Source organism: Flavobacterium sp. N2820 (assembly GCF_025947285.1).
In the GTDB taxonomy this organism is placed as follows: Bacteria; Bacteroidota; Bacteroidia; order Flavobacteriales; family Flavobacteriaceae; genus Flavobacterium.
In genome coordinates this window covers 2,362,353-2,388,418 of sequence record NZ_CP110008.1, presented here as the reverse complement: position 1 = coordinate 2,388,418, position 26,066 = coordinate 2,362,353, and the positions used below count along the sequence as shown (strand labels likewise).

Annotated in this window: 26 protein-coding genes; 7 read left to right on the top strand and 19 right to left on the bottom strand. The window is 31.1% G+C overall.

Annotated elements, in window-relative coordinates; all coding sequences use genetic code 11:
* Positions 1–100: 100 nt before the first annotated feature.
* The 5 genes from OLM52_RS11215 to OLM52_RS11195 are packed head-to-tail and all read left to right on the top strand — an operon-like array spanning position 101 to position 5,417.
* Positions 101–1,027 (top strand): GDP-L-fucose synthase family protein, encoded by a 927-nt coding sequence (locus tag OLM52_RS11215; RefSeq protein WP_264548600.1) that lies wholly within the window; start codon positions 101–103, stop codon positions 1,025–1,027.
* Positions 1,020–2,186: a DegT/DnrJ/EryC1/StrS family aminotransferase gene (locus OLM52_RS11210; protein WP_264548599.1), complete on the top strand. Its 1,167-nt coding sequence runs from the start codon at positions 1,020–1,022 to the stop codon at positions 2,184–2,186. Before OLM52_RS11215 ends, OLM52_RS11210 begins: the two co-directional genes overlap by 8 nt.
* Before the next feature lie 16 nt (positions 2,187–2,202).
* Positions 2,203–3,147 carry a hypothetical protein gene (locus OLM52_RS11205; protein ID WP_264548598.1) on the top strand — a complete coding sequence of 315 codons (945 nt, stop codon included), beginning with the start codon at positions 2,203–2,205 and terminating at the stop codon, positions 3,145–3,147.
* 6 nt (positions 3,148–3,153) lie between these two features.
* Positions 3,154–4,650 (top strand): polysaccharide biosynthesis C-terminal domain-containing protein, encoded by a 1,497-nt coding sequence (locus tag OLM52_RS11200; RefSeq protein ID WP_264548597.1) that lies wholly within the window; start codon positions 3,154–3,156, stop codon positions 4,648–4,650.
* Entirely contained in the window at positions 4,647–5,417 is a 771-nt protein-coding gene (locus tag OLM52_RS11195) for a glycosyltransferase family 2 protein (protein WP_264548596.1), read from the top strand. Before OLM52_RS11200 ends, OLM52_RS11195 begins: the two co-directional genes overlap by 4 nt.
* Positions 5,418–5,457: 40 nt before the next feature.
* On the opposite strand, the gene OLM52_RS11190 is transcribed toward OLM52_RS11195, so the two are convergent.
* The 16 genes from OLM52_RS11190 to OLM52_RS11115 all read right to left on the bottom strand — a co-directional run bounded on the left by OLM52_RS11190 (position 5,458) and on the right by OLM52_RS11115 (position 21,822).
* Positions 5,458–6,006: a hypothetical protein gene (locus OLM52_RS11190; RefSeq protein WP_264548595.1), complete on the bottom strand. Its 549-nt coding sequence runs from the start codon at positions 6,004–6,006 to the stop codon at positions 5,458–5,460.
* 38 nt (positions 6,007–6,044) lie between these two features.
* Positions 6,045–7,895 carry a glycosyltransferase family 39 protein gene (locus OLM52_RS11185; RefSeq protein ID WP_264548594.1) on the bottom strand — a complete coding sequence of 617 codons (1,851 nt, stop codon included), beginning with the start codon at positions 7,893–7,895 and terminating at the stop codon, positions 6,045–6,047.
* Positions 7,896–7,898: 3 nt separating this feature from the next.
* Entirely contained in the window at positions 7,899–8,663 is a 765-nt protein-coding gene (locus tag OLM52_RS11180; protein WP_264548593.1) for a class I SAM-dependent methyltransferase, read from the bottom strand.
* 3 nt (positions 8,664–8,666) lie between these two features.
* On the bottom strand, positions 8,667–9,626 hold the full coding sequence (locus OLM52_RS11175; protein WP_264548592.1) for a glycosyltransferase family 2 protein: 960 nt from the start codon (positions 9,624–9,626) through the stop codon (positions 8,667–8,669).
* A 30-nt stretch (positions 9,627–9,656) separates the two neighbouring features.
* Positions 9,657–10,427 carry a DUF2807 domain-containing protein gene (locus OLM52_RS11170; RefSeq protein ID WP_264548591.1) on the bottom strand — a complete coding sequence of 257 codons (771 nt, stop codon included), beginning with the start codon at positions 10,425–10,427 and terminating at the stop codon, positions 9,657–9,659.
* 1 nt (position 10,428) lies between these two features.
* Positions 10,429–11,526 carry an acyloxyacyl hydrolase gene (locus tag OLM52_RS11165; protein WP_264548590.1) on the bottom strand — a complete coding sequence of 366 codons (1,098 nt, stop codon included), beginning with the start codon at positions 11,524–11,526 and terminating at the stop codon, positions 10,429–10,431.
* Between the two features lie 4 nt (positions 11,527–11,530).
* Complete coding sequence (rfbD, locus tag OLM52_RS11160; protein ID WP_264548589.1) at positions 11,531–12,397, bottom strand: dTDP-4-dehydrorhamnose reductase; 867 nt, start codon at positions 12,395–12,397, stop codon at positions 11,531–11,533.
* A complete protein-coding gene (gene rfbC / locus OLM52_RS11155; RefSeq protein WP_264548588.1) occupies positions 12,391–12,942 on the bottom strand; it encodes a dTDP-4-dehydrorhamnose 3,5-epimerase in 552 nt (183 codons plus the stop codon). The genes rfbD and rfbC overlap by 7 nt, the downstream gene beginning before the upstream one ends.
* A gap of 80 nt (positions 12,943–13,022) precedes the next feature.
* Entirely contained in the window at positions 13,023–13,880 is an 858-nt protein-coding gene (gene rfbA / locus OLM52_RS11150) for a glucose-1-phosphate thymidylyltransferase RfbA (RefSeq protein ID WP_264548587.1), read from the bottom strand.
* Between the two features lie 70 nt (positions 13,881–13,950).
* Positions 13,951–14,961, bottom strand: a complete 1,011-nt coding sequence (gene rfbB / locus OLM52_RS11145) for a dTDP-glucose 4,6-dehydratase (RefSeq protein ID WP_264548586.1) — start codon at positions 14,959–14,961, stop codon at positions 13,951–13,953.
* On the bottom strand, positions 14,961–15,920 hold the full coding sequence (locus OLM52_RS11140; RefSeq protein WP_264548585.1) for a hypothetical protein: 960 nt from the start codon (positions 15,918–15,920) through the stop codon (positions 14,961–14,963). Before OLM52_RS11140 ends, rfbB begins: the two co-directional genes overlap by 1 nt.
* A gap of 6 nt (positions 15,921–15,926) precedes the next feature.
* Positions 15,927–17,615 carry a DUF6909 family protein gene (locus OLM52_RS11135; protein ID WP_264548584.1) on the bottom strand — a complete coding sequence of 563 codons (1,689 nt, stop codon included), beginning with the start codon at positions 17,613–17,615 and terminating at the stop codon, positions 15,927–15,929.
* Positions 17,616–17,659: 44 nt separating this feature from the next.
* Positions 17,660–18,475, bottom strand: coding sequence for a carboxypeptidase-like regulatory domain-containing protein (locus OLM52_RS11130; RefSeq protein WP_264548583.1), 816 nt, complete (start codon positions 18,473–18,475; stop codon positions 17,660–17,662).
* Complete coding sequence (locus OLM52_RS11125) at positions 18,475–19,344, bottom strand: carboxypeptidase-like regulatory domain-containing protein (protein ID WP_264548582.1); 870 nt, start codon at positions 19,342–19,344, stop codon at positions 18,475–18,477. The genes OLM52_RS11130 and OLM52_RS11125 overlap by 1 nt, the downstream gene beginning before the upstream one ends.
* A gap of 113 nt (positions 19,345–19,457) precedes the next feature.
* The gene (locus OLM52_RS11120) at positions 19,458–20,948 is read right to left on the bottom strand and encodes a GH3 auxin-responsive promoter family protein (protein WP_264548581.1); all 1,491 of its coding nucleotides are present in this window, start codon (positions 20,946–20,948) and stop codon (positions 19,458–19,460) included.
* A 1-nt stretch (position 20,949) separates the two neighbouring features.
* A complete protein-coding gene (locus tag OLM52_RS11115) occupies positions 20,950–21,822 on the bottom strand; it encodes a murein hydrolase activator EnvC family protein (protein ID WP_264548580.1) in 873 nt (290 codons plus the stop codon).
* Positions 21,823–21,951: 129 nt separating this feature from the next.
* Between OLM52_RS11115 and tatA the strand changes: the two genes are divergently transcribed.
* Positions 21,952–22,152 (top strand): twin-arginine translocase TatA/TatE family subunit, encoded by a 201-nt coding sequence (gene tatA / locus OLM52_RS11110; RefSeq protein WP_264548579.1) that lies wholly within the window; start codon positions 21,952–21,954, stop codon positions 22,150–22,152.
* 88 nt (positions 22,153–22,240) lie between these two features.
* On the opposite strand, the gene OLM52_RS11105 is transcribed toward tatA, so the two are convergent.
* Positions 22,241–24,367 (bottom strand): Tex family protein, encoded by a 2,127-nt coding sequence (locus OLM52_RS11105; RefSeq protein WP_264548578.1) that lies wholly within the window; start codon positions 24,365–24,367, stop codon positions 22,241–22,243.
* Between the two features lie 55 nt (positions 24,368–24,422).
* Between OLM52_RS11105 and OLM52_RS11100 the strand changes: the two genes are divergently transcribed.
* Positions 24,423–24,695, top strand: a complete 273-nt coding sequence (locus tag OLM52_RS11100; protein WP_264548577.1) for a DUF1294 domain-containing protein — start codon at positions 24,423–24,425, stop codon at positions 24,693–24,695.
* A 9-nt stretch (positions 24,696–24,704) separates the two neighbouring features.
* Here the strand turns inward: OLM52_RS11100 and OLM52_RS11095 are convergent, their stop codons facing one another.
* On the bottom strand, positions 24,705–25,613 hold the full coding sequence (locus OLM52_RS11095; protein ID WP_264548576.1) for a cation diffusion facilitator family transporter: 909 nt from the start codon (positions 25,611–25,613) through the stop codon (positions 24,705–24,707).
* A 15-nt stretch (positions 25,614–25,628) separates the two neighbouring features.
* A complete protein-coding gene (gene rpiB, locus OLM52_RS11090) occupies positions 25,629–26,060 on the bottom strand; it encodes a ribose 5-phosphate isomerase B (protein WP_264548575.1) in 432 nt (143 codons plus the stop codon).
* Positions 26,061–26,066: the final 6 nt, after the last annotated feature.

Here is a 26,066-nt window from a genome sequence, read left to right as displayed (position 1 = left end):
CCTTTTTTTATGAAATCGCAATTAAAATCAAATTTGCGCAAATAGCAATAAACCTAAAAGCGATAACATTTATGACCCCTAAAAATAAAATTCTACAGATATGAAAATTCTTGTAACTGGTGGCAACGGCATGGTGGGAAAAAACATTTTGGAACATCCAAAAGCAATTCAACATGTCTTATTATCGCCTTCAAGTACTGAATTGAATTTGCGTGATTATAAAATCGTTGATGCATATTTAAAAAAACACCAACCCGATTTTATTATTCATTCTGCTGGATTAGTTGGTGGCATTCAAGCCAATATGGCAAGACCAGTAGATTTTTTGGTCTATAACTTAGACATGGGAAGAAACATCATCATGGCTGCAAAAGAAAATGGCGTTAAAGCCTTGATGAACATGGCCAGCTCGTGTATGTATCCAAGAGAAGCACAAAATCCCTTGCAAGAAGAATTAATCTTAAAAGGCGAATTAGAACCTACAAATGAAGGATATGCTATTGCAAAAGTAGTTGCCACGCGTTTGTGTGAATACATTGTAAAAGAAAATCCAAAACTACAATACAAAACCGTTATTCCATGTAATTTATATGGAAAATATGATAAGTTTTCGCCAGAACATTCACATATGGTGCCGGCTGTGATTAAAAAAATTTATGAAGCCAAACAAAATAAGGCGAATGAAATTGATATTTGGGGTGATGGTTTAGCCCGAAGAGAATTTATGTACACGGGCGATTTGGCTGACTTTGTGTTTTATGCGATTGAAAAATTTGACCAAATGCCACAAAATATAAATGTGGGATTAGGATTTGATTACACCATTAACGAATATTATCAAACCATTGCCAACGTAATTGGATTTGAAGGAAAATTTGTTCACGATTTGTCAAAACCAATTGGAATGAAACAAAAATTAATTGATGATGAAAAACTAAAACAATTTGGTTGGCACCATCAAACCTCACTAGAAGACGGAATTAAAAAAACAGTTGAATACTTTAAAACATCGGTTTTACATGATTAAATATCCATTAGCATCCTCAACTTGGGATGAAAAAGAAATAGAAGCCATCAATGGTGTTATCGCAAAAGATATGTACACCATGGGCGAAGGCGTAAAACAATTTGAAGACGATTTTGCAAAATTTGTCAATTCAAAATACGCAGTTATGGTAAACTCTGGCTCATCGGCAAATCTAATTGCAGTGGCAGCTATGTTTTATACTAAAAATCCAAAATTAAAAAGAGGTGATGAAGTAATTGTACCTGCCGTTTCTTGGTCAACCACTTATTATCCTTTGTATCAATATGGTTTAAAATTAAAATTTGTGGATGTTGATTTACACACACTAAATTTTGATTTAGAACAATTGAAATCAGCCGTTACTGAGAACACTAAAATGATTTTGGCCGTAAACCTTTTGGGAAACCCAAATAATTTTGATGCAATCAACGAAATCATTGGTACAAGAAACATTATCTTAATGGAAGATAATTGCGAATCCATGGGCGCTGAATTTAAAGGAAAACAAACAGGAACTTTTGGCTTAGTAGGCACATTTTCGACTTTCTTCTCACACCATATGGCGACTATGGAAGGCGGATTAATTGTAACTGATGATGAAGAAATGTATCATGTTATGGTATGTTTAAGAGCACACGGATGGACACGCCATTTGCCTAAAGAAAATAAAATTTCTAACAAAAGTGATAATTGGTTTGAAGAATCATTCCGCTTTTTATTGCCTGGATATAATGTGCGCCCTGTTGAAATGAGTGGCGTAATTGGTGTAGAACAATTGAAAAAATTACCTTCTTTTTTAGACCAAAGAAGAAAAAATGCGGAATTGTTTGTTTCTTTATTTAAAGATAACAAAGATTTTTACATTCAAAAAGATATTGACAACAGCAGTTGGTTTGGATTTAGCTTTATCATTAAACCCGAATCTAAACTAAACCGTTCAGATATTGTAAAAGCATTAGAAGAAAATCACATCGATTGTCGTCCAATCGTTACAGGCGATTTCACTAAAAATGAAGTATTGAAATACTTCGATTGTGAAATTTTTGGCGAAATGAAAAATGCACAATATTTAGACAAAAATGGTTTCTTTGTAGGTAATCACCAAATTGACTTAACGGAAGAAATTAAGCATTTACACCGTGTTTTAACTTCATTGTAATTAAATTTTAAAATCCATGAAACAATTTACTTTGGTCAAAACCAATTTTAATCACCATGTTTCTATGGATTTATATTATGAATTTGAAGACAGAATACTAAATAAACCCCATTGGGAAATAAAAACAGGAGTGGGAAGCATTCAAGCGCGAGTGCTTCGTCAACTCCTAAAATTTATTCCGCCAATTCAACTTCCAATCAGAAAACATAAAAACTATGTGGTAATTGGTTATCAAAAAGAAAAATTTTTTCCTTTTTTTCATTTCAAAGCCGATTTAAAAGTCCTTTGGATGTACGATGCCTGGGAACCTCTGTTTGATGAGATTGAAAAAACAATTAGAGCTTATAAAATCAATATGGTTTTTACAGCAAGTAAACAATCTGCTGATTATTTCAATACGTTAAACATTCCTAATTTTCAATCGCATTGGATTCCAGAAGGAATTGATGTAGATCAATATCAGTTTATACCTTACCAAGAAAGAACAACAGATGTGTTGCAATTAGGCAGAAAATGGAATGAATACCACGAAAAAATTAAGACTATTGAAAAAGATATAGTATATCAATACGAAAAAAAGGCAGGTGAAATCATTTTTCCAACACGTGAAGATTTTTTATTTGGTTTAGCAAATTCTAAAATTTCCATCTGCGTGCCTTCCGATATTACACATCCCGAAAGAACCGGGAAAATTTCTACCATTACCAATCGTTATTTACAATCGATGGCTTCCAAATGCTTACTATTGGGGAAAATTCCACACGATATGGTGCATTTGTTTGATTATAATCCCATTATTGAAATAGACGACAACAACCCAATAGCACAAATTGAAGCTATTTTAAGTAACTTTGATACTTATATCCCACTCATCGAAAAAAATTATGAAACCATAAAAAGCTTTCATAACTGGGACAATAGAGTTACTCAAATTGAAAATTTTATCCTCAATTTTAAATAAAAAACCTTGCAAAAATCAAAACTCTTTTTTAATTCAATTGCTGCTATTGGACAAGTGCTAATTGTGGGAATTGTTTATTTGGTTTTGTATCGTTATTTATTAGTTACTTTAGGAATCGAATTATTAGGCGTTTGGTCATTAATTATCGCGTCTACTTCTTTAGCATTGATTGCTAATTTTGGTATAAGTACCAGCATTATAAAGTTTGTAGCCACCTATTATGCAAGAAATGATTTTGATCGTTTAAGAAAACTCATTTTTACAGCAGCTGTTTTCATAATTGGCACCTATTCTATTATTTCAGTGGTTATTTTAATTGCTGGAACATATGTGTTGCCTCATTTTATAGAAGCTAAATACCTTCCAATTGCATTAGAAATACTTCCTTTTTCACTACTTAGTTTAATAATTAATGCATTGGGTGGTGTAATTAGTAGTTGTTTAGATGGAATTCAAAAAAACTACATTAAGAGTTATATTGTAAGTTTTTCATCCATTGTATTGTTTGCATTGAGTGTATTGTTAACCCCAAAATTCGGCTTAAAAGGATTGATTTTTGCGCAAATATTTCAAGCCATCATTGTTTTAGTTGCCTCGATTTACTATTTATCAAAATCCATAAAAAGCATTTTTACATTACAATGGAATTGGTCAAAATCTTTATTTAAAGAAATTATTAATTATGGCATAAAAATGCAAGCCTTATCATTTATGCAAATGTCATTTGAACCTATTACAAAAGCCTTATTGAGTAAATATGGTGGGTTAGCAATGGTAGGTTACTATGAAATGGCGAGTCGATTAGTAACGCAATTGAGAAGTTTAATTGTGAGTGCCAATCAAGTAATTATTCCTGTAGTGGCAGAAGCTAAAGAAACAAAAGAAACGTATGTAAAAGAACTGTATATTAAAACATTTTCAATAGTGCTGTTATTTGATATTGTTTTGATTACCGGAATTATTATTACTGCTCCTATAATATCTTTCTTTTGGATTGGAAAAATTGTGCCTTTTTTCTTGTTTGCCGTAGTTTTAAACAGCATTGTAGCATTTGTCAACATCTGTAGTAATCCGGCTTATTTTAGTTACTTAGGCGAAGGCAAATTGAATTGGTTGATTTATTCATACATTGCTATAACACTATTAAACCCCATTTTAAGCTACTTTTTAGGTATAGAATTTAACGGTTATGGTGTAGTAGTTGGTTGGAATATCGCTTTTCTTATTGGTTCATTACTGGTTCTTTTTTCATACCATCAAAAAAATCATATTTCATTGAAAAGTTTGCTTTCGTTACATGACCTATGGTTTATCTTTTTAGCTTCATTGACAAGCATTTTTGGTTATTATAGTATAATTAGTTGGTTTGATTCTAAGCTAAATTATTTATTTATCTGTATTTTTGTTATATGCCTTGTGTGGTTTGTATTTTCTTTTTTAAAAAACAAACATTTAAAAAATATATATCAAAAAGCAACACAATTATTTACAAAAAATAAATGAGTACTACTTTACCTTTTTTCAGCATTATTACCGCTTCTTACAATAGTGAAAAAACAATTTCCGATACCATAACATCGGTTCTAAATCTTGATTTTAAAGATTTTGAATACATAATCATAGACGGTAATTCATCTGATGGCACCACAGAAATTATAAAATCATTTCAACCAAAATTTAAGGAAAAAGGAGTCGATTATAAATTTATCTCTGAAAAAGACAATGGAATTTACGATGCCTGGAACAAAGGAATTCAATTAAGTTCAGGTCAATGGATTAGTTTTTTGGGATCGGATGATATGTATATTAAAGATGCTCTAATTAATTATTCAAACGAGATAAATAAAAGCGATGGTAAAACCAATTATATCTCATCAAAAGTTGAAATTATTGATGAAAAACATCAGTTCATAAGAGTAATTGGGAAACCATTTAAATGGGAAGATGTAGTTAGAAATATGAATATTGCGCAAGTGGGATCCTTTCATAAAAGAATATTATTTGAAAAAGTAGGAAACTTCAGTACAGCATATAAAATTGTAGGCGATTTGGATTTCTATATCCGTTGTAAAGATTATATTCAACCCACTTTTTTTGAAAGCATCACAGCTAAAATGCAAAATGGAGGTGTTAGTAACCAAATTTATAAGGCACTTAAAGAAGCGCTAATTGTCAAACTTAAATATGGATACAATTCTGCTTTAGTGAATTATTTTGATTTCTATTTTTCACTACTAAAATGTTATATGAAACAGATTATAAAAAAATAAGGAGCTAAAATTAGCTCCTTATTTTTTTATAATTCCAAAATTATTTCTTGTATAAATTCTCAATCTCTTTCTTTAAATCAGGTGTTGCAAAAAAGATAGGGTCGTACATAACAGTTTCATCAATTACAATATTTGCTGAAGAAGTTGCGGCGTCAAATACAATTTGTGGATTTGGAGAAAAATATTTAATAAATTCACCGCCGTTCTTTGTTGCAAATGATTTTCCCATGTAATCCATTTGAAAACTGTTGATTTTAATACTCTTCTGATCTTTGTTTGATCCTAAATCAAATCTCAAATTCATTGGCATAACATCTTTTGGTAATTCAAAAACGATGTCTTGCGCAGTATTATTCCCCTTTGTTTCAATAATTACAACTTGTTCAGGTAAATAAACATCTTTGCCATCTTCATTGTAATAAATGTTAAAAATATCATCCTTCAAAATCAAAGCATTTATTTTAACTGTAAAAGGTGAATCTTTACTTACAACAGATTCGGGAGTAGTACTGTTTTCCTCTGTTTTTTTATTTTCACATGAAACAAAAGATAAGCTTAAAACTAAAATTGTAAAAACTATTGTTCTCATATTGTTTTTTTATTTTGTGCAAATATATTAATTATGATTTAATTTTCAATTATTTTATCTGTCATTATCAATCCTTCCTTTCCTGTTTTCTTATTTGTTAAAAAAGCACCTATTATATATTTACCTTTTTCAAAACTTGAAAAGTCTATTTGAGATGAAAAACCAGAATTATCCATATTAAATTTACCATTAAATTTTGTCACATCATTTCTAAATATTTTTTCTGTTTGAACTCTAATTACTGTATTATCAGGCTTTATAACAACCAAACTGATTTGTGTGTCAATCGCATCTTGCTCAGGAAAACACGCCCAACCAGAAATCTTAACTTTATTATCAACGTTCTCGAATATTTCAATATTAATTGTAAAATTATCTCCATTTGTCTGCTTTAATTTACCATACTTACTCACATCTAAAGTTAAAGGTGCATCTTTTAATAGAATAAAATGTTTAACCCAAGCATCATGAGCTTCAAAATTATTTTCAACATAGAAATTTTTGTTTAGAAAATCCTGCATTCCTTCAGAAACTGAATAAGGTCTTCCGTGGGCATCTACATACCAAAAAGGTTTTATCTTTGCCGGATTCTGACTCATTTCTAACAAATAAGCTTCTAAAGAGTTTCCTATTATTTCGTGTTGAATCTTATCATTTTGTAAAAAATAAACAAAATAAGGACTCAAACTAGATACTATAGGCTCTGTTTTTTTACTGTTTTGAATAATAAAATTTGAAGCTTCACGAAATTGAGTTTTAGTTACTTTATTGTAATAATCTTTAACAAAGAAAAGATCTGATAATGATATTATTATAAATAAAATCAAAATACCTTTTCTTACTATTTCATTTTTAAAGCTTAAAAGTCCAACAGACATCATAATGATGATGGGCGGAATTAATCCTATAAAGTATCTACTAATTATCATAGGTAAAGACAAATGAGACCTAATTAAAGCAATAAGGATAACTATAACAATCCATGGAATTAATATTAAAAAACTAAAAATATTTTTATTTGATGTAATAGATTCTAAGCTAATTGATGATTTATTTTGTTTAACTAAACCTAATACATAGATAAAAAGTAAAGAAGTAATAATCAATAATAGTATTTCTGAATTTCCAAAAAACTCTTTAAAAATAATTGTGTAAGCATCTGAAGTAGGCTTAGGAATCCAGATTTCTTTTATTTCACTTGACTTTTTAAGTAGTTTTAATGAAGGGAGAAACATGATTGAAGTAATAAATAGGGAGAGAAAAGAAAACTTAAAAAAAGATTTCATTTGCTCCTTATTACAAACTATAAAAAAGCCTAATAGAATAAAATAAATTGAAAGTAAAGTTAATAGTCCGAAAAAGTGACTGTTTATCATTAATCCAGCAGAAAAACCTAGCCACAAAGCCCATTTTAAGTTTCTTTCTTTTAAAAACTTAGCTAAAAAAAAGAATGATAATGTTGTTGTAAAAAACAATAACGCATACATTCTACCTTCTTGAGAATAATAAATATGATAACTATTTATTCCTAAAAAAACTACTGAATAAATAGCCGCTTTTTTGTTATATAGCTCTTTAGCTAGAAAATAAAGCGTAATTAATCCTCCCAATCCAACTAAAAAAGAAAAAAATCTCAAGACAAAACTTGTGTAGCCAAATATTTTGAAAAAAAGCTGAACTAGAACAAAATATAAAGGTGGATGTGGCTCTGCTGTTAACAAAGAACTATAAAGCTCTGAAAATGAAAAATTAGGGTTTGCTTCACTTAACGAATGAATTTCATCTAGCCAAACACTTTGAAAATCTAATTTGAAGATTCTTAAAAATGCCGAAACTACTAAAATTATTACGAGCCATTTATTATTTTTTAGTGTATTAATCAAATTCATATTCTAATTTTTTTTCCAATTATACAAAATAGATACCCCAAAAGGGAATTTAATTTTTTTATTAATTATACCACTCTCAAAATACATAATTTTATAAAGAATAGTATTTAAAACACCTGGCTTAAAAGCCTCAAAATCACTTCCAGAGCCTTTTCTTTTTTGACCTAATTTTAATAAATTACTAACTTTTCTAAAAAAATAAATAGGCAAAAAGAGTAGTGAATTAAAATAAGTGTCAAATACTTTATTTCCATTATTATCTGAATCAAAAAGTTGATTTATTTCATTGATTTTATATCTTTTGTAATGATGATTAATAACATCATGATGACTCCACAAGCTCATAAAAGCGGGAACGGTTATTAATACCAGAGCGTCTTTCTTTGTTACTCGTTTTAACTCATTAACTGCTAATTGATCATCTTCAACATGTTCAATAACATCAAAAGCACATACTAAATCAAAAGAATTATCACTAAAAGATAATTCTGTAATTGAACCATTGATAATTTCTAATCCTGTTTTTTCAGAAGCAAATTCACAACAGAATTTATCATATTCTATTGAAGTAACTTTGCCAAACTTAGATAAATATTCAGAACTTCTTCCTGGACCACAACCTACGTTAAGTATTTTTAAATCTGTGGAAGGTAGTTTTCCTTGCTTAATTAACTGATGAATATAATTAGTTAATATTCCCTCTCTTGCAACAAACCACCAATGATTTCTTTCAAGTTCATAGTATTCTTTATAATAATCGTGCTGCATTCTTTATTTATTAATTTCTTTTCCTTCTTGAATAACTAAATCAACTATAAAAAGAGGTCTATTTCTAACTTGATTATAAATTCTTAAAACATATTCTCCAATTAACCCTAACGATATTAACTGTACACCCGAAAAAAGTATAATTGCTAATATTGTTGCGCTAAATCCTTGAGGAACATCATTATAATAAATTTTTCTATAGATATTATATCCAAAATAAATCAATGAAAAAATAACCGTTAAAAAACCAAGTCTTGTAATAATTTTTACTGGAAAATCACTAAAGTTAAAAATGCCATTAAATGCTAATTCAAACAATTTTGACCAACTGTATTTGGTTTCACCTGCGTGTCGTTCATCTCTATCGTATTCGTATGCTATTTGTTTGTAGCCAACCCATGCTCTCATGCCTCTTAAATATCTACTTTGCTCAGGCATACTATTAATTGCATCTACAACTCTTCGGCTCAACATCGAGAAATCTCCACTATCTATAGGAATATTAAAATTTGAAACTTTTTTTTGTAATCTGTAATAACTTGAATAAGCCATTTTTTTTATGAAACTTTCCTTCCGATTTCTTCTAACGGCATAAATTACATCATAACCACTTTTTAATAAATCATAAAATTGATTAACTAACTCGGGTGGGTCTTGTAAGTCTCCATCAATAATCATAGTACCTTTTTTTCCTCTTACATAATGTAATCCTGCTGTAACGGCTAATTGATGTCCGTGGTTTCTGGATAATAATACTCCTGTAAATCGAGTATCTTCTTTGCAAACTTTTTGGATTAATACGTCTGTTGTATCACTACTTCCGTCGTTAACCAAAATTACTTCACAAGAAAAATTAGTTGTGTTAATTACGGATGTTAAACGTTGAATCAGTTTATCAAAAACATCCTCTTCGTTATACAGTGGAACTACAATTGAAATATCTATTTCTTTAAAATTACTCATTTTTGAATTTTTTTAATGTAAAAACAAAATCTAATAAATTACTCTTCCTCTAAATACTTCTTCCACATCTATAATTGGCGGCACGTTTTCTAAAACAACGTTACCCGTTGCAAAAATAGTTCCTTCTATTTTTTGAACAGGATAAACCATCATATCGTTTGACCCTCTATGATATACTTTTATATTTTCAACTTGTAAATTTTCTCCATAAAAACGCCCGTTACCAAAATAAAAATTTAATAACATTTCATTACAATGACCGTTAATATAAAAATTAGAAACATTATTACTTTCAACTACAAATTGTCCGTTATCAATAGCCAAATGAAAATCTCCGGTTCCAGCACCATCTCCATCGTCTCCAATAGAAAATAAACGAATAATCGGGGAATGTAATACGCCTTCTGATCGTATTTTTTGTTCGGTTTTACAATGCAATTCTAATTCTTGAATTAATGGTAAAATCGTTCCGTCTGGAATGGTTACAAACACAGTAGTTTGCCCATAATCGCGCGCAATATTACACGTTGAATGGTCTTGTACAATCAACATTTTTCCGTTGCGTTTAATATCTAAATCATCAATAATATGGTCTGATGTAGTTATTTTTACTTCATAATTTGGACCTTCTTTAACCACTAATCCAACACCATCATAAACTTTTATTGTGCTAAAACTGTCTAATGGAAAAGTCCTTGTAATTTGATTGCCGTTTCCTTTAAAACAGTCTTCAGAAATACCACAACTTGTTGCCAAAATTAGGAAACATACTGGAATTATATATAAAATAATTTTTCTCATACTAGAATCGTATTCCTACTGTTGCTTCAATAGCTTCGGCTCTTCCTACATGCGTTTTTAAACCTACACCTGTGAATAAATTTTTATAAAGATAATATTTTATCCCAACTCTTTGATAGTAATCAATTTCATAATCAAACGGCTTATAAACATAATAGCCAACTTGTGTTTCGATTGATAATTTACTGATAAATAATTCGTGCCCCACAAACAATCCAACTCGCTTGTAATCGGTATCTGGATGAGTATACGATTCATGACCTACTGGAAATGCAACCGAAACAAATTTGATATAATCTTGTAAATAACGCGAAAAGAAAACATCTGTACCCAATTGTAACGCACTTTTTCTTCCTATTCGTTTATCAGCATATAAACCAATATGATAAAATTGACGTTGGCCCAAATGCGGAACTGGCCCTTCTGATATTCCCGTTCTAAAAGCTAAATTATACTTTATTTTTTCTTTATATGACGTTTTTGAAGGCAACGAATCTACAATATAGTCTTGCTCTTTCTCAAAATTATAATTTAAACCCACATTAAATGTAAAGGTATTAATTCCTTTATTTGGTGCTTTAAATCTTCCATTAGAAAAATGAGTGAGCATAAAACCTGCTTGTAAACCAATTTTTTCAATAATATTTTCCTTTTTATATTGTAATAAAAAATAATTATTATCCATTATTTTAGTCCCAAAAGCATTGTTTTTATTGTTAGTTACTTTATCATAAGGCGAAGAAGTAAGACCTATTCCTTGAGAAATTCGAAACATCAAATGCCTTTTGAAAAAATAAAAATTATAATGCAAACCCACAGCATGATTAACCCCTAAATATTGATTTTTAAAATCTAAGTAATGGTAAGAAACTCCATAATCAGGATAATTATAAACTTGCTGCCATTCTTTTTTACCAAATGTTTTCCAATTGTAACTGATCAAAAAACCATCCGGATGACCTGTAATTAAGTGGCTAATATCGTTTGAATGTTTGTAAACAGTTCCTCTAAAAAGTTGGACATCAAAATAAGTAGCCGCTTTTTCTTGAGAAAAGGAAAAAAAGAAGCAAAAACAAAAAAATAGTAGTATTTTTTTCATGAACTTACAGTTGATTTAAACATTCAGCCAAACTAGTCTGCCACTCTTTAATTGCAATATTAAAGGTGTGCTTTATCTTGGATTTATCCAAAACACTATACGCAGGTCTTTTTGCCGGAGTTGGGTAGGCCAACGTTGGAATCGGTTTTAAATCTATTGAAATTGCTTTTTGAAGAAATATTTCATTAGCAAAATCATACCACGAGCAATAGCCTTCGTTGCTAAAATTGTAAATCCCATAATTAGATGCTGAAACAAGTTCAGCATTATAATAGTCTACTATTTTAATTAAGGCTTCCGCTAAATCAATAGCGTTTGTTGGTGTGCCTATTTGATCAGAAACAACAGAAAGTTGGTCTCTTTCGGCAGCCAATCGCAACATGGTTTTTAAGAAATTCGTCCCGTATTGCGAATATACCCATGAAGTTCTAATGATATAATGCTTTTCCCAATTTGCTTGAATTGCTTGTTCTCCTTGCAATTTTGTTAAACCATAAACTCCTGTTGGGTTTGGAAGGTCTGTTTCTAAATACGGCCTGTTTAAAGTGCCATCAAAAATAAAATCTGTAGAAATATGTATTAAAATAGTGTCATTTTCTTTACATACTTTTGCTAAATTTTCAGCTCCAACAGCATTAATTAAATGGGCTTTTTCAGGTTCGCTTTCTGCTTTATCTACTGCTGTATAAGCTGCTGCGTTGATGCAAAAACTTGGTCGATAGGTTGAAAAAACCAACTGACAATGCTCTAAACTTGTAATATCTAATGCTGAAGAGGGACAAAACACAAAATCTATTCCAAGATAGGTTCCTGAAATAGATTGAAGGGCTTGTCCTAACTGTCCGTTGGCACCTGTTACAAGTATTACCATACTTTTTTAGCGTTTTCTAAATTAGGCAATACTTTGTCTTTATCAGAAATAATTAATGCTTCAAAAGGAACGTTCCAATTGATATTTAGGGTTTCATCGTTAAACTTTAAACCCCCTTCGCTTTCTTTATTATAATAATTATCACATTTATAAAAAAAAGTTGCTGAAGAACTCAATACTAAAAATCCGTGTGCAAAACCTCTGGGTACAAAAAATTGAGTTTGGTTTTCAGCTGATAATACCACCGCTTCATATTGACCATAAGTTGGTGATTCTGGTCGTAAATCAACTGCTACATCTAAAACTTCTCCATGAAGCACGCGTACTAACTTAGCTTGCGCATGCTCGCCACATTGGTAATGCAAACCTCGCAAAACACCTTTAGTTGAAAACGATTGATTGTCTTGAACAAAAGTTACCTCTTGTCCAATTCCTGCCTGAAAAGTTTTTTCGTTAAAACTTTCCATGAAGTAGCCACGCTCATCTGTTATTATTTTTGGTTCCAGGATAAAACATCCTTTAAGTTTTGTTTCTATAAATTTCATAAAATAATGTGTCAATAAGACGATATGTCAATAAGCCAATTTTAACTGCATTAGCTCATTGAATATTGTTAATTGGCTATTTAAACTAAGCTCATTAAATGTTTACCATAACCACTTTTTAATAGCGGTACTGCTAATTTTTTCAATTGGTTAGCATCAATAAAACCCATTTTGTAAGCCGCTTCTTCAATAGCTCCAATTTTTAATCCTTGACGCTCTTCAATAACCTCAACAAATTGTCCAGCTTGCATTAATGACTGAAAAGTTCCAGTATCCAACCAAGCAGTTCCTCTATCTAAAATACTAACTTGAAGTTTACCTCTGCTCAAATATTCTTTATTCACATCTGTGATTTCTAATTCACCACGATGACTTGGTTTAATGTTAGCTGCTATAGACAAAACCTCGTTGTCATAAAAATAAATTCCTGGCACTGCATAATTAGATTTTGGCTGTTCTGGTTTTTCTTCTATTGAGAGTACTTTTCCTTGAGCATCAAAATCTACTACTCCATATCGTTCTGGGTCATGCACATGATACGCATAAATAATTCCACCATCAGGATTATTATTTGCTTGAAGCAACTCGGCTAAACCGGTTCCATAAAAAATATTATCCCCCAAAATTAAAGCCACTTTATCATTCCCCACAAACTCTTTTCCAATGATAAAAGCTTCAGCTAAACCATTTGGATTCTCTTGAACCGCGTATTCAAATTTACATCCCAATGATTTTCCATCACCTAATAATTGTCGAAACAACGGCAAGTCATGAGGTGTTGAAATAATTAAAATCTCATTGATTCCAGCCCACATCAAAGTAGATAATGGGTAATAAATCATAGGTTTGTCATATATAGGCATCAATTGCTTACTAACCGCTAATGTTATCGGATGCAAACGTGTTCCTGAACCTCCTGCTAATATAATTCCTTTCATAATCTTTTAGTGTAGATGCGCCATAGATACGCTATAGATACTCCATACATAAAGCATGGTTATGGTACCCTTAATTAAACTTTTTCAAATACCATTCAACCGTTTTTATAATTCCTGTTTCAAAATTTTCAACTGCTTTCCAACCTAATTCTGTCTCAATTTTAGTGGCATCAATGGCATAGCGTAAATCATGACCAGGTCTGTCTTTTACAAAAGTAATTTGGTCTTGATATGTTCCTGTAGATTTTGGTTGTAATGTATTCAAAATTGTACAAACAGTATCAACAATATACAAATTGTTTCGCTCGTTTCTTCCGCCAATATTGTAGGTTTCTCCAGCTTTTCCTTTTTTAAACGCCAACTCAATTCCTTTGCAATGATCTAAAACATACAACCAATCGCGTACGTTCTTTCCATCGCCATAAACAGGAATATTTTCGCCCAAAATGGCTTTACGAATAATCGTTGGAATTAATTTTTCATCGTGTTGTTTTGGGCCATAATTGTTAGAACAATTTGTAGTTACTACATTCATTCCATACGTATGAAAATAACTTCTCACAATCATATCTGAACCAGCTTTTGAAGCAGAATATGGGCTATTTGGTGCATATGGAGTAGTTTCTTCAAACAAACCTGTTTCGCCTAATGTTCCATACACCTCATCTGTAGAAACATGATGAAAACGCGAATTTTCAAAACCTGTGTTATATTGATTGGGTGCCAACATCCAAAGTTTTCTGGCGGTATCTAATAAATTAAACGTTCCTAAAACATTGGTTTTTATAAATGCTTCCGGACCCGATATTGAATTATCAACATGACTTTCTGCAGCAAAGTGAATAACATCGTGAAATTGAAATTTTTGAAACAATGCTTCTATAAAATTTCTATCGCAAATATCACCTTGTATAAAAGTATATCTTGGGTGATTTTCAACTTCCGAAACGTTTTCTAAATTTCCAGCATACGTTAATAAATCCAAATTTACCAAATGATACTCTGGATTATTTTCGATAAAATAGGGAACAAAATTAGCGCCTATAAATCCTGCGCCTCCAGTGACAAGTATTTTTTTCATTATGAATTAACTCTAACTAATTGCTTCTTGTAAAGTAAAATAAACCCATAAAATGCTAAATAAATAAACACAAAAAGAAATGGTAAAATTAATTTCATTTTATTGTTTGTTCCTTGATTATTAACATTATTTAAAGAGATATTTTGAACCTTAATAATGTCCTCATATTCATGTAAATTAACTTTTAAATTCTGAGACTCTTTTATTAATTCGTCTTTCTTGTTAATCAATTCACTTACCCCATTTTTTTCAGAAATTGAAATACTACTTCCTGATGAACTATTGCTCGTTAATTTAATAATCAAACCATCAATTTGATGAATTAAAGAATCATTAAATTGTATTTTTTCACGAAGGTTTTCTTGAAAAATTTTCTGTTGTTTTTTATAAAAAGTATTTTCTTGCAAATAATTTACAATTGGATCTACAATTTCTTTCTGATTGATTTGCTCTTCCGTTTTAAAGGTAATGTTGTGAAAATAGAAATTTTTACTGGTGATATCATTTTTTATAATTTCATCAATGTTTCCATCCTCTGCCATTAATTTAATTAACTCAAAATTTTGTTCGTTGTTTCTCATGTTGACAAAACCAAAAATTCCGTTAATCGCTTTGATTTCAATTTTTCCTATTTTATCATAATTAACCACTCCAATACTCTTGAAAAATTGGTCGTCTTTTTCAATAATTCTTGAATTTAAAAAGTCAATTTTTTTGTACAAATATTCATTACTTCCAAAATTAGGAATTACTGTAATATCTTGCGTATAATTAGGAGTTCTATCGGCATAAAAACCTAAAAAAACGCCCAAAACAAACAATATTACAATTACAATAATTTTCTTTTTTATAAAGAAAATGAAATCAAAAATTGTATTTAAAATACTGTTCAATAATTTTTTAATTCCAGCACCTATTTGTCCTAAATCTATTTCTTGGTCTTGAGAATTTGTACTCATTTATGCTTATTTTACGTTAAAGATTTGTTCTAATATTTTAATCGTGATTAAATACGTTGGTTTTACACCCGTAGTTCCCAATCCGCCTGAAGCTAATGTACTTCCTGTTTCTAATGGATTATCTGATGCATAATAAGCGTATCGAACCTTTACATTTGGATTAATACTTTTTCTAATTTTTGATGCCGATTGAATGGCTTTTTGATAATATGCGCCTTCCATTTCTAACCCAATGGCTTCCCAAGTAGACTCGTGAAAAAACTTCAACAAATCTCTATTTTGCAATGATGTTCCCAATACGGTAATCATTGGTCCTTCAAAAACCGGAATATCATTTCCTTTTAACATTGCTGCTTTTAATTCGTTTTCAAAGAAATAATTATCAGCCGTTCCTTCATTCACGTGTGCTGTTGGAATCATGATATCACCTTTCCCTCCTTCTAAAATTCCTGCTTTCCCCATAATAGAAACCGATTCTACATTTAAAAACAATTTGTTTTTGGCAATTTTATACGGTTTCAATAATTCATCAATCGTTTCATAAGCTTGTTCACCAAACGCATAATCCATTACAATTAAAACCGGTTTATTATCGCCCAAATTAGCTTTGGCAAAGGCAGATTTTTTAATATCAATTTTTGCCGTATCAAATATTTGAACGTCAATGTTGGTTCCAGATGTATCTGGTAACGAAATCATTCCTTGTTGTAACGCTAAATCTTCTACTTTCTTGCGTAGTTCTTTATTATTTGAACTACTTAAATCTTCAAATATTTGAAAATCAGCAGCATCTTTATATTTTTTTCCTAAAACAGGTTCGGCAAAAATAGAATTCATTACGCTGTGCATATTCGCACTAATAACGTGAATTGGTCGCTCAATCAAATTGTTTTTTACCAAAACTTCTTTAATGTTGTTGGCCCAAATTTCGCCATAAATATGATGTCCTAACCTTTCTCTCAAAATTGGACTAAAAGTTATGGTACGTTTATTATTATCAACCACTTCTTCAATAGCTAATTTTCCTAACCAATATACAATGTGAAGAAAACGTTCTGGAGTTTCTGTAGTTCCAAAATCTTCGTAAATTGCTTTTACTTCTGCAAAAGTTCTACCTAAAATATTTGAAGCGTGCGAAATTGCTTTTTCTCTATCAACTAAAGTAAGTTTTTTGTTTTGTAAAACTACTTGTTCTAATTTTTCCCAATCGCGAGTAAATCTTCCTTCTTCATCGATTAAAACACGGTCTTTAATTTTATGTGATTCGATAAAAATAAAGGTTAAATGGGTTAAAATATCATAGATGTCTGAACGGCCGCGGGTAATTTCGATGTTCATTTGCTCATCGTCAATACGGTAGCAATTTCTTCTTCTTTTTGGTGGAACGATTGCTTTAAAGTGTGAATTTGAATACCCTTCATCTGAAGTTAAATTGATGTATCTGCATTGTTCAATTCCTACTGGCAAACGTTCAATTACATACAACAATCCATTTAATTCTACTTTTTCTTCGGCAATTGAGCCATAAATTTCTGGTCGAAGCGCTAATAATGCTTCTCTTAAAGTTTCTCCAGAAACACCCATTGGTTTATAGAAACCTCTGTTGAATAAATGTCTCATGGTAATGTACAGTCGCTCAATAGCTGCTGAGGACTCTTGCGCTCTAGAACGCGAAATGTTTTTAATGTCTTTCATTAATATTTTGTTTATCTAACCTACAAAGGTACAATTTTTATTTTTTAGTTGGATAAAATCAGGTTTATTGATGGTTCGTTTAATAGTAATTTTCCTTGTAAATCTGCTTCTTGTTTGTGCCATTTTCCATAAGAATACGTATAAAAAAAGTCTCTTTCTACAAAATTATACAATACATAAGGCTGATATTTTGTTCCCGTTTTGTTGCTTTCAATGAATAACTTTTCATAGGCAACAAAGAGTCCTTTTTCAGGAAAAACCATATCGTAATGCGACACATCAAATTTATGTCTTAGCACTCCTTTTTTTAAAGTAACCACAAAATCTTTATGTACTAATTCTTTTCCAGGTGCACCATTTTCATCCACACTATAAAAATGTATTTTAATAGTGGCGCTATCTATTCTACTGTCTGTAAAAATGGTTACTTCTTTTATAAATTTAGTTTTGGAATACGTCGACTGATATGGGAAAAACTTAGCTTCTACTTTTGGCCCATTGTCAAACGATTGAAAAATAGCATTTTTGATATTTCCAATTTCTGTTTTCTTGGTCTGTTTTTTATTAAGAACTATAATTTCATCGAGTTCGTATGCTGTTGGTTTTAAATTAACTGAAGTGATTTCAGACCCCTTAATTGTTTTTTTTTCGTATCCCAAGACTGAAAAAACAATGTTTTTTTGTTTGGAAGCATCTAAGAAAAAACTACCATTTGCTTCAGATGTAGTTCCAACTGTTTCATTTTCTACCCAAATGTTCACAAATGGAATGGGTTCGCCAGAAATACTGTCTTTGACTACGCCTTTGATTTGAGCAGAAAGGGAACATGAGATTAAGTATAATAAAAATATGTATTTCATTAGTTGGTTAAAATTAGGTTTATGGCTGGAATAGGTATTCTGTAAGTTTCTTTGAATTTTTCTTTATAAGCCTTATTAAAATATAACCATTTGCCTGATCTATAAGTGTAATGCTCCACAAAATCATTATAAAAATACATGATATGAGGAGAATAATTCGTTACTTTAAACCCCTTTTTAGGTTTTTGACTATGAACTTCTTGTTCAAATTTATTTTGCTCAATTATTAAACTTTCAAATCCAACAATTATTCCATTTTCAGGAATTTGAATTGTAAACTTTGAAACATCTACAATTGTTTTCTTTTTTCCTTTTTTTACTGTAACTAAAATGTCTTCATCTACTAAATCCTTTCCTGGCATTCCTTCTGTATTTACTTCAAAAATTCTTACTCTAAAAACTCCGTTATCTACTTCGCTATTCGTAAAAAATTTTAAACTTTTAATGAACTTACTATTGCCCCTTATCTGATTAAATTCAAATTTTCTTGCATGAATCCATGGTGTGGTTTGAGGTTCTGGCAAATAATTAGGCTTATTTACATCTCCAATTTCTATTTCTTCCTTAAATCTAGGTTGCTCAACCACCACCTCATTCAATTCATAAGCAATTGGTTTTAAAAATATAACTTCATTTGTTGATGCCCCCTTTTTTGATTCATAACCCAAAGCTGAAAAAACCAATACTTTCTCTTCTTTTATAGCCAATGAAAAAGTTCCATCTATTTCTGATGTAGTTCCAACTGTTTCATTCTCCACCCAAATATTCACATACGGAATCGGCTCGCTAGAAAGACTGTCTTTGACTACGCCTTTGATTTGAGCAGAAAGGGAAAAAGAAATAAAAAATAAAACTAAAAACTTATTCATTAAAATATATTATTAGAAACTCTGTCAAGCTGAAACAAGTTCAGCTTCTCTTTTTAGATTCTGACCCGAGCTTGCGAACTGACGAAGTAAACAAGTTCAGAATGACAAAACAGTTATTTATTACTTGTGAAAAAACCCGCAATGGTTCTATCGTTGCTTAATCGTGGTAACTTATTTTGTCCACCTAATTTGCCAATGGATTTCATATACTCTTGAAAACCATTTTTTGGAACACTCGTAATTACTATAGTTCGCAACACATTACCAACAATCAAATCGTCATAATACACGTTTTGTTTGCGCATGGCAGCGTCTATTTTTAGTGCAAATTGTTCTAAATTGGTTGGTTCATTTTCAAATTCAATGAACCATTCGTGATACGGTAATCCTGAGTTTGGTGTAATTTGTGGCGCAACTGTAAATTCATTTACACGAACATCAGTTCCTTCCATTGCTTCTTTTAATGCTGATTCTACTTCTTTTCCAATAACATGTTCGCCAAAAGCGGAAATATAATGTTTAATACGACCTGAAACTATAATTCTATATGGTTTTAAACAAGTAAACTGAACTGTGTCGCCAATATTATAAGCCCAAAGTCCAGCATTAGTAGAAATAATTAAAACGTAATTAACACCTAATTCAACTTCTCCAATGGTGTAGCGTTTTGGGTTTTCGGTAAAAAATTCGTCTGCTTTTATGAATTCGTAGAAAATTCCAGCATTTAATAGCAATAGCATTCCCTTTTCCTTCTGTGAATCTTGGTAAGCAAAAAAGCCTTCAGAAGCTGGAAATAACTCAATAGAATCGACTTTTCTTCCAATTAAATTTTCAAATTTCGCACGATATGGTTCGTAATTTACGCCGCCATAAATGAACAAATTAAAGTTTTTGAAGATTTCGCCAACAGGTTTATTTGCTTTTGCTGCTAGTTTCTCAAAATACATTTGCACCCAAGACGGAATACCTGAAATCACCGACATATCTTCATTGATGGTTTCTTCAACAATAGCATTGACTTTCGTTTCCCAATCTTCAATGCAATTGGTTTCCCAACTTGGCATTCGGTTTTTTTGTAAATATTTCGGAACAAAATGCGCTACAATTCCTGATAATCTTCCCAATTTGACACCGTTTTTTTCTTCTAAAAGCGGGCTTCCTTGCAAGAAAATCATTTTACCTTTTACAAATTCTGCGTTTCCAGTTTCGTGTATGTAACTCAAAATAGCGTTTCGAGCTGCTTGAATATGAAATGGCATCGATTCTTTTGTCAATGGAATATATTTAGCACCTGAAGTAGTTCCAGACGTTTTAGCAAAATACAATGGTTTTCCTTTCCAAAGTACATTTTCTTCGCCTTTTACTACTTTATCAACATAGTGTTTTAACCCTTCGTAATCGCGAACAGGAACTTTTTGAGCAAAATCCGAGAACGTTTTTATAGATGAAAAATGGTGGTCTTTGCCAAAATGCGTTTGAGTCGCTTCTTTGATTAATTCTTGAAACACTTTTTGTTGGGTTTCAACAGGATTATTAGCCCATTTTTGGGTTTTCGCATGAATTCTTTTAGCAAATAATTTTGCTGCAAAAGCTTTTACTGACATGTTAATTGAAATTGATAAACTGTGTTGGATCAATTGGAAAACCATCTTTCCATAATTCAAAATGAAGTGTTGCACCCGAATTTTGGACAGCATTGGCATTTCCGGCAAGAGCAATAACTTCACCAGATCTCACAATGTTTCCTTGTGATTTTGTCACCGAAGCTGCGTTTTTATACACCGACAAAATATCATCTTTATGACGAATAATCACCACATAACCCGAACTTGGTGTCCAATCAGAAAAAATGATAGTTCCTGCTCCAACCGATTTTATAGGTGTATTATTAGTTAAAGCAATTTTAACGGCTAAATGTTTATTGGCAACATTATATTTTTGCAAAATAGCACCTTGGGCAGGCGGAAACAATACAAAACTAACTTTAGGTTTTGAGCTTTCAAATACATTGTATTTGTCTTCTTTAATAACTTGGTTTCGTAATTCTTCTTCTTTTTCTGTTGGTGAAAGCGCCGATACATCAATTTCGGAAATATCTAAAGCTTTGATAGAATCTTTGTTCAACTTCGCATATTCTAAATCGCCCGTTAATACTTTTTTAATAGAAGCAATATATGCATTGTTTATTTTTACCGACTTTTCCAGAGAATCTGATTTTATTGCCATTTCCAATGCATCTTGTTTTAATTTTGATGAAGCATAACCAGGTATATATTCGCGTAAAGGTGTAAAAGCAATGATATAAGTAGTTACAAAAATGATTAAAATGGCACCGATAGTTCCCACAACAAAGACATTCATTAAGTTTAATTTTAATGAAAACGTTTCTTCAAAAGTATCTTCGTTAAGAATAACCAGTCTTCTTTTGTTGTAAAGCTTTTTTAGAAGTAGTTGCCTTTTTAGCTTTTTGTTAGCCATTTTTGAACCCATTTATATCACAAATATACTAAATACAACGGGTTTGTAAATTGGAATAGTATAATAAATCGTTAAAAAATAATCATTTGTTAATTTCTTTATATCTTTGTACTTTAAATTTTAGAAAAAATGAATGCATTAGCTATATTTTTAGGCGTTATTGGAATGCCTCAAATAATTCTTGTGGTTGTTATTATTTTACTTCTTTTTGGAGGAAAAAAAATTCCAGAATTAATGAAAGGAATTGGTAACGGAATTAAAGAATTTAAAAACGCAGCCAAAGACGATCAACCAGCAAATTCTAAAAAAGAAGAAGAAACTAAAGAATAATTTTCTTTAAATTCAAATATTTAAAATCCCAAATTCCAACTTTAATTAGCTGGAATTTGGGATTTTATTTTGATAACCCTCAAAAAAATTATAAAATCATCGTCAACTGAATGCGTTTTCTAGCTTCGTCAACTTCAACGACTTTTACTTGCACGTGTTGGTGCATTTTTACAACTTCGTTTACATCAGAAACATAGCCTTCTTTAAGTTGGGAAATGTGCACCAAACCACTTTCTTTGATACCCACATCAACGAAACAACCAAAAGCAGTGATGTTATTGACAATTCCAGGTAAAATCATTCCTACTCTTATGTCTTTTATGGTTTTTACATTTGGGTCAAATTCAAAAATTTTAGCGGCTTTTCTTGGGTCTAAACCTGGTTTTTCTAACTCTTTTAAAATGTCTTTCAACGTTAAAATCCCGATTTCTGCTGTAATGTAATTTTCTGGTTTAATTTGTGCGATTTTTTCTTTGTTGGCAATTAATTCGGTGGTTTTGATGCCTAAATCTTTTGCCATTTTTTCCACAATAGGGTACGCTTCGGGATGTACTGCCGAATTATCTAACGGATTTTTCCCGTCACGAATTCTAATAAAAGCTGCCGCTTGTTGGTAGGCTTTTTCGCCTAATCTTGGTACTTTTTTCAGTTGTTTTCTGTCTTCAAACGGACCATTTTCTGAACGATAAGCTACGATATTTTCCGCCATTTTTTCGCCAATTCCAGAAACATAACTCAACAACGATTTACTGGCTGTATTAATATTAATTCCCACTGAATTCACGCAACTCATTACAGTGCTATCCAATGCAGATTGCAATTTGGTTTGATCTACATCGTGTTGATATTGTCCAACTCCGATTGATTTTGGGTCGATTTTTACCAATTCTGCCAATGGATCGGAAAGTCGTCTTCCTATCGAAACCGAACCACGAACCGTTACATCATAATTTGAGAATTCTTCACGCGCAATTTTACTTGCAGAATACACCGATGCGCCCGCTTCTGAAACCACAAAAACCTGAACAGGTTTGTCAAAAGCAATTTTTTTAATAAAAAATTCCGTTTCACGAGAAGCGGTTCCATTTCCAATAGAAATCGCTTCAATATTATACGCATTCACCATCGAACGGATTTTTTTCATCGCCATAGCTGTATCATTTTGTGGCGCGTGTGGATAAATAGTTTCGTTGTTTAACAAATCTCCTTTTTCATCCAAGCAAACCACCTTACAACCTGTTCTATATCCTGGGTCAATGGCTAAAATTCGTTTTTCTCCTAAAGGTGGTGCTAACAACAATTGGCGTAAATTTTCTGAAAATACATCAATTGCTTTAATGTCCGCTTTGGCTTTTGCTTCTTGTAACGTTTCATTAGAAATAGCAGGTTCTAACAAGCGTTTGTAACTGTCTTTAATGGCTAATTCTAAATGTTCTGTTGCCTCAGAATTTTTATTTTTGATGATGTTTTCTTCGATAAAATCTAAGGCTTCTTCTTTTTCAATCGCTACATTTAGTTTGACAAAACCTTCAGCTTCGGCACGCAACATCGCTAATAAACGATGTGATGGTGCTTTTGAAATAGGTTCGTTCCAATCAAAATATTGATTGAATTTTTGAGCCGCTTCGTCATCCTTTTTAGTTTTAACCACTTTGGTTGTGATTTCTGCTTTTCGTTGAAATAGGCGACGTAAACTTTTACGAATAAAGATGTTTTCGTTAATCCATTCGGCAATAATATCGCGAGCGCCTTGTAAGGCTTCGTCTTCGTTTTTAACGTTTGCATTCAGATATTTTGAAGCTAAAAACTCAATATCATCATTTTTTTGACTCATGATAATTTTTGCTAATGGCTCTAGTCCGTTTTCGCGAGCCACATCGGCTTTGGTTTTTTTCTTCTTTTTGTAGGGTAAATAAAAATCTTCCAATTCTTGTAAATCAAAACTATTTTCAATTTTCGATTTCAATTCAGGGGAAAGAGCCTTTTGCTCTTCAATCGATTTTAAAATACTTTCTTTTCGCTTGATGATTTCATCAAATTGCTTATTTAATTTTGAAATCGCTTCAATTTGCACCTCATCTAAATTTCCAGTTTGATCTTTACGGTAACGCGAAATAAAGGGAATCGTACAATCTTCCGAAAGTAATTTTATAGTAGCTTCAATGCTTTTTGGAGCAATGTTGGTTTGGTTTTGAATGAATTGAATGTTAGTCATAGTAAATAAAAATTGAACTGCTAAAATACTATCTTTGAATAAAATTATATTCCTTATGGAACCAATATTATTTTATTTATTGATTATAAATTTAATAACTCTTTTTGTTTGGGGTTATGACAAAAAAATGGCCAGAAAAAATGGTAACCGTATTCCGGAAATTCGTTTGTTGTGGTTCATTTTTTTAGGAGGATTATTTGGCGGTATTATTGGAATGTTGATTTTTAGACATAAAATTTCAAAGTGCCCTTTTTTACTAAAATTTTTCGTAGTTGCAATACTTCAATTAATTATTTTGCGCTTTATTCTGAGAATTCTATGGAACTAATTGTAATTTCTAATCTTGAACAATAAAATCTTTTGGGTCTTCTTTTTTAAATTCGGGTTGAATAGTAATGTGATTGATACCAAATTTTTGAAATAATACCAATTCTATTCGATGTAATACTTCATCAAATTGCGATAAAGTGAAATCTTCTGGACAATCTAAATGGGCTTCTAAATGAATTTCTTCTTCGTTCAAATGCCAAACATGAATGTGATGTAATTTTCCTGCTCCGGAAATTTTGTGTACTTCTCTAACTATCTCTTTAATATCTATATGTTCTGGTGTAAAGAGCATTAACATTTTTGTGGCTTTTATAATCAAATCATATCCCACTATAATTAAATAAATAGCTATTAAAATAGTCATAACACTATCTACCCAAAACCAGCCATAAAATTTCATTAGTAATCCACCAACCAATACAGCTACAGAAGCCATCATATCAGTTAGCAGATGCAAATAAGCCGATTTCATATTTAAATTATGATCTGCATCTTTTTTTAATAAAACAACAGATAGTCCGTTTACTAAAATTCCCAAAGCTGCAAGCCAAATTACTAAATTTGATTCGATTTCATGTGGATTAAAAAAGCGTTCAGCGGCACCATAAATTAAAATAAAAGCAACAATAATTAAAGTAGCCGCATTAACAAAAGCTGCAATTAATTCGGCTCTTTTTAAGCCAAATGTTTGATCTATAGATGCTTTTCTGCGGGATAGTTTATGAGCTACTAAACTAAAAACAAGAGAAAGTACATCTGAAAAATTATGCAAAGCATCTGAAATCAATGCTAAACTTCCTGAAATTATACCGCCCACAATTTGTGCTACTGTAATCAATAAATTTAATAAAATAGAAAAAACTAAATTATTAGATTTAACCTCGTGCTTAATAATGTGAACGTGATTGTTTCCCATGAATTCTATAAATTCTTATTTACAAGCTATTTTTTTTACACGATTTGCATGTCTTCCACCTTCAAAAGGAGTATTTAAAAAAGTATCTACCATTTCAATAGCTTGTTGAATAGAAGTATAGCGAGCAGGAATACTTAAAATATTAGCATCATTATGTTGGCGTGCTAGAGCGGCAATCTCTTTAGTCCAACATAAAGCAGCTCGAATATCTTGGTGTTTATTCACTGTCATAGCAATTCCATTTCCTGATCCGCAAATAACAATTCCAAAATCGGCTTTTTTTGATTCAACGTCATACGCAACTGGATGACCAAAATCAGGGTAATCTACACTATCAAATGTATCTGTGCCGTGATTATATATTGTATGTCCTTTTTCTTCTAAAAACTGAACGATTGCTTTTTTGTAGTCTGGACCAGCGTGGTCGTTTCCAATTGAAATTTTCATGATGTG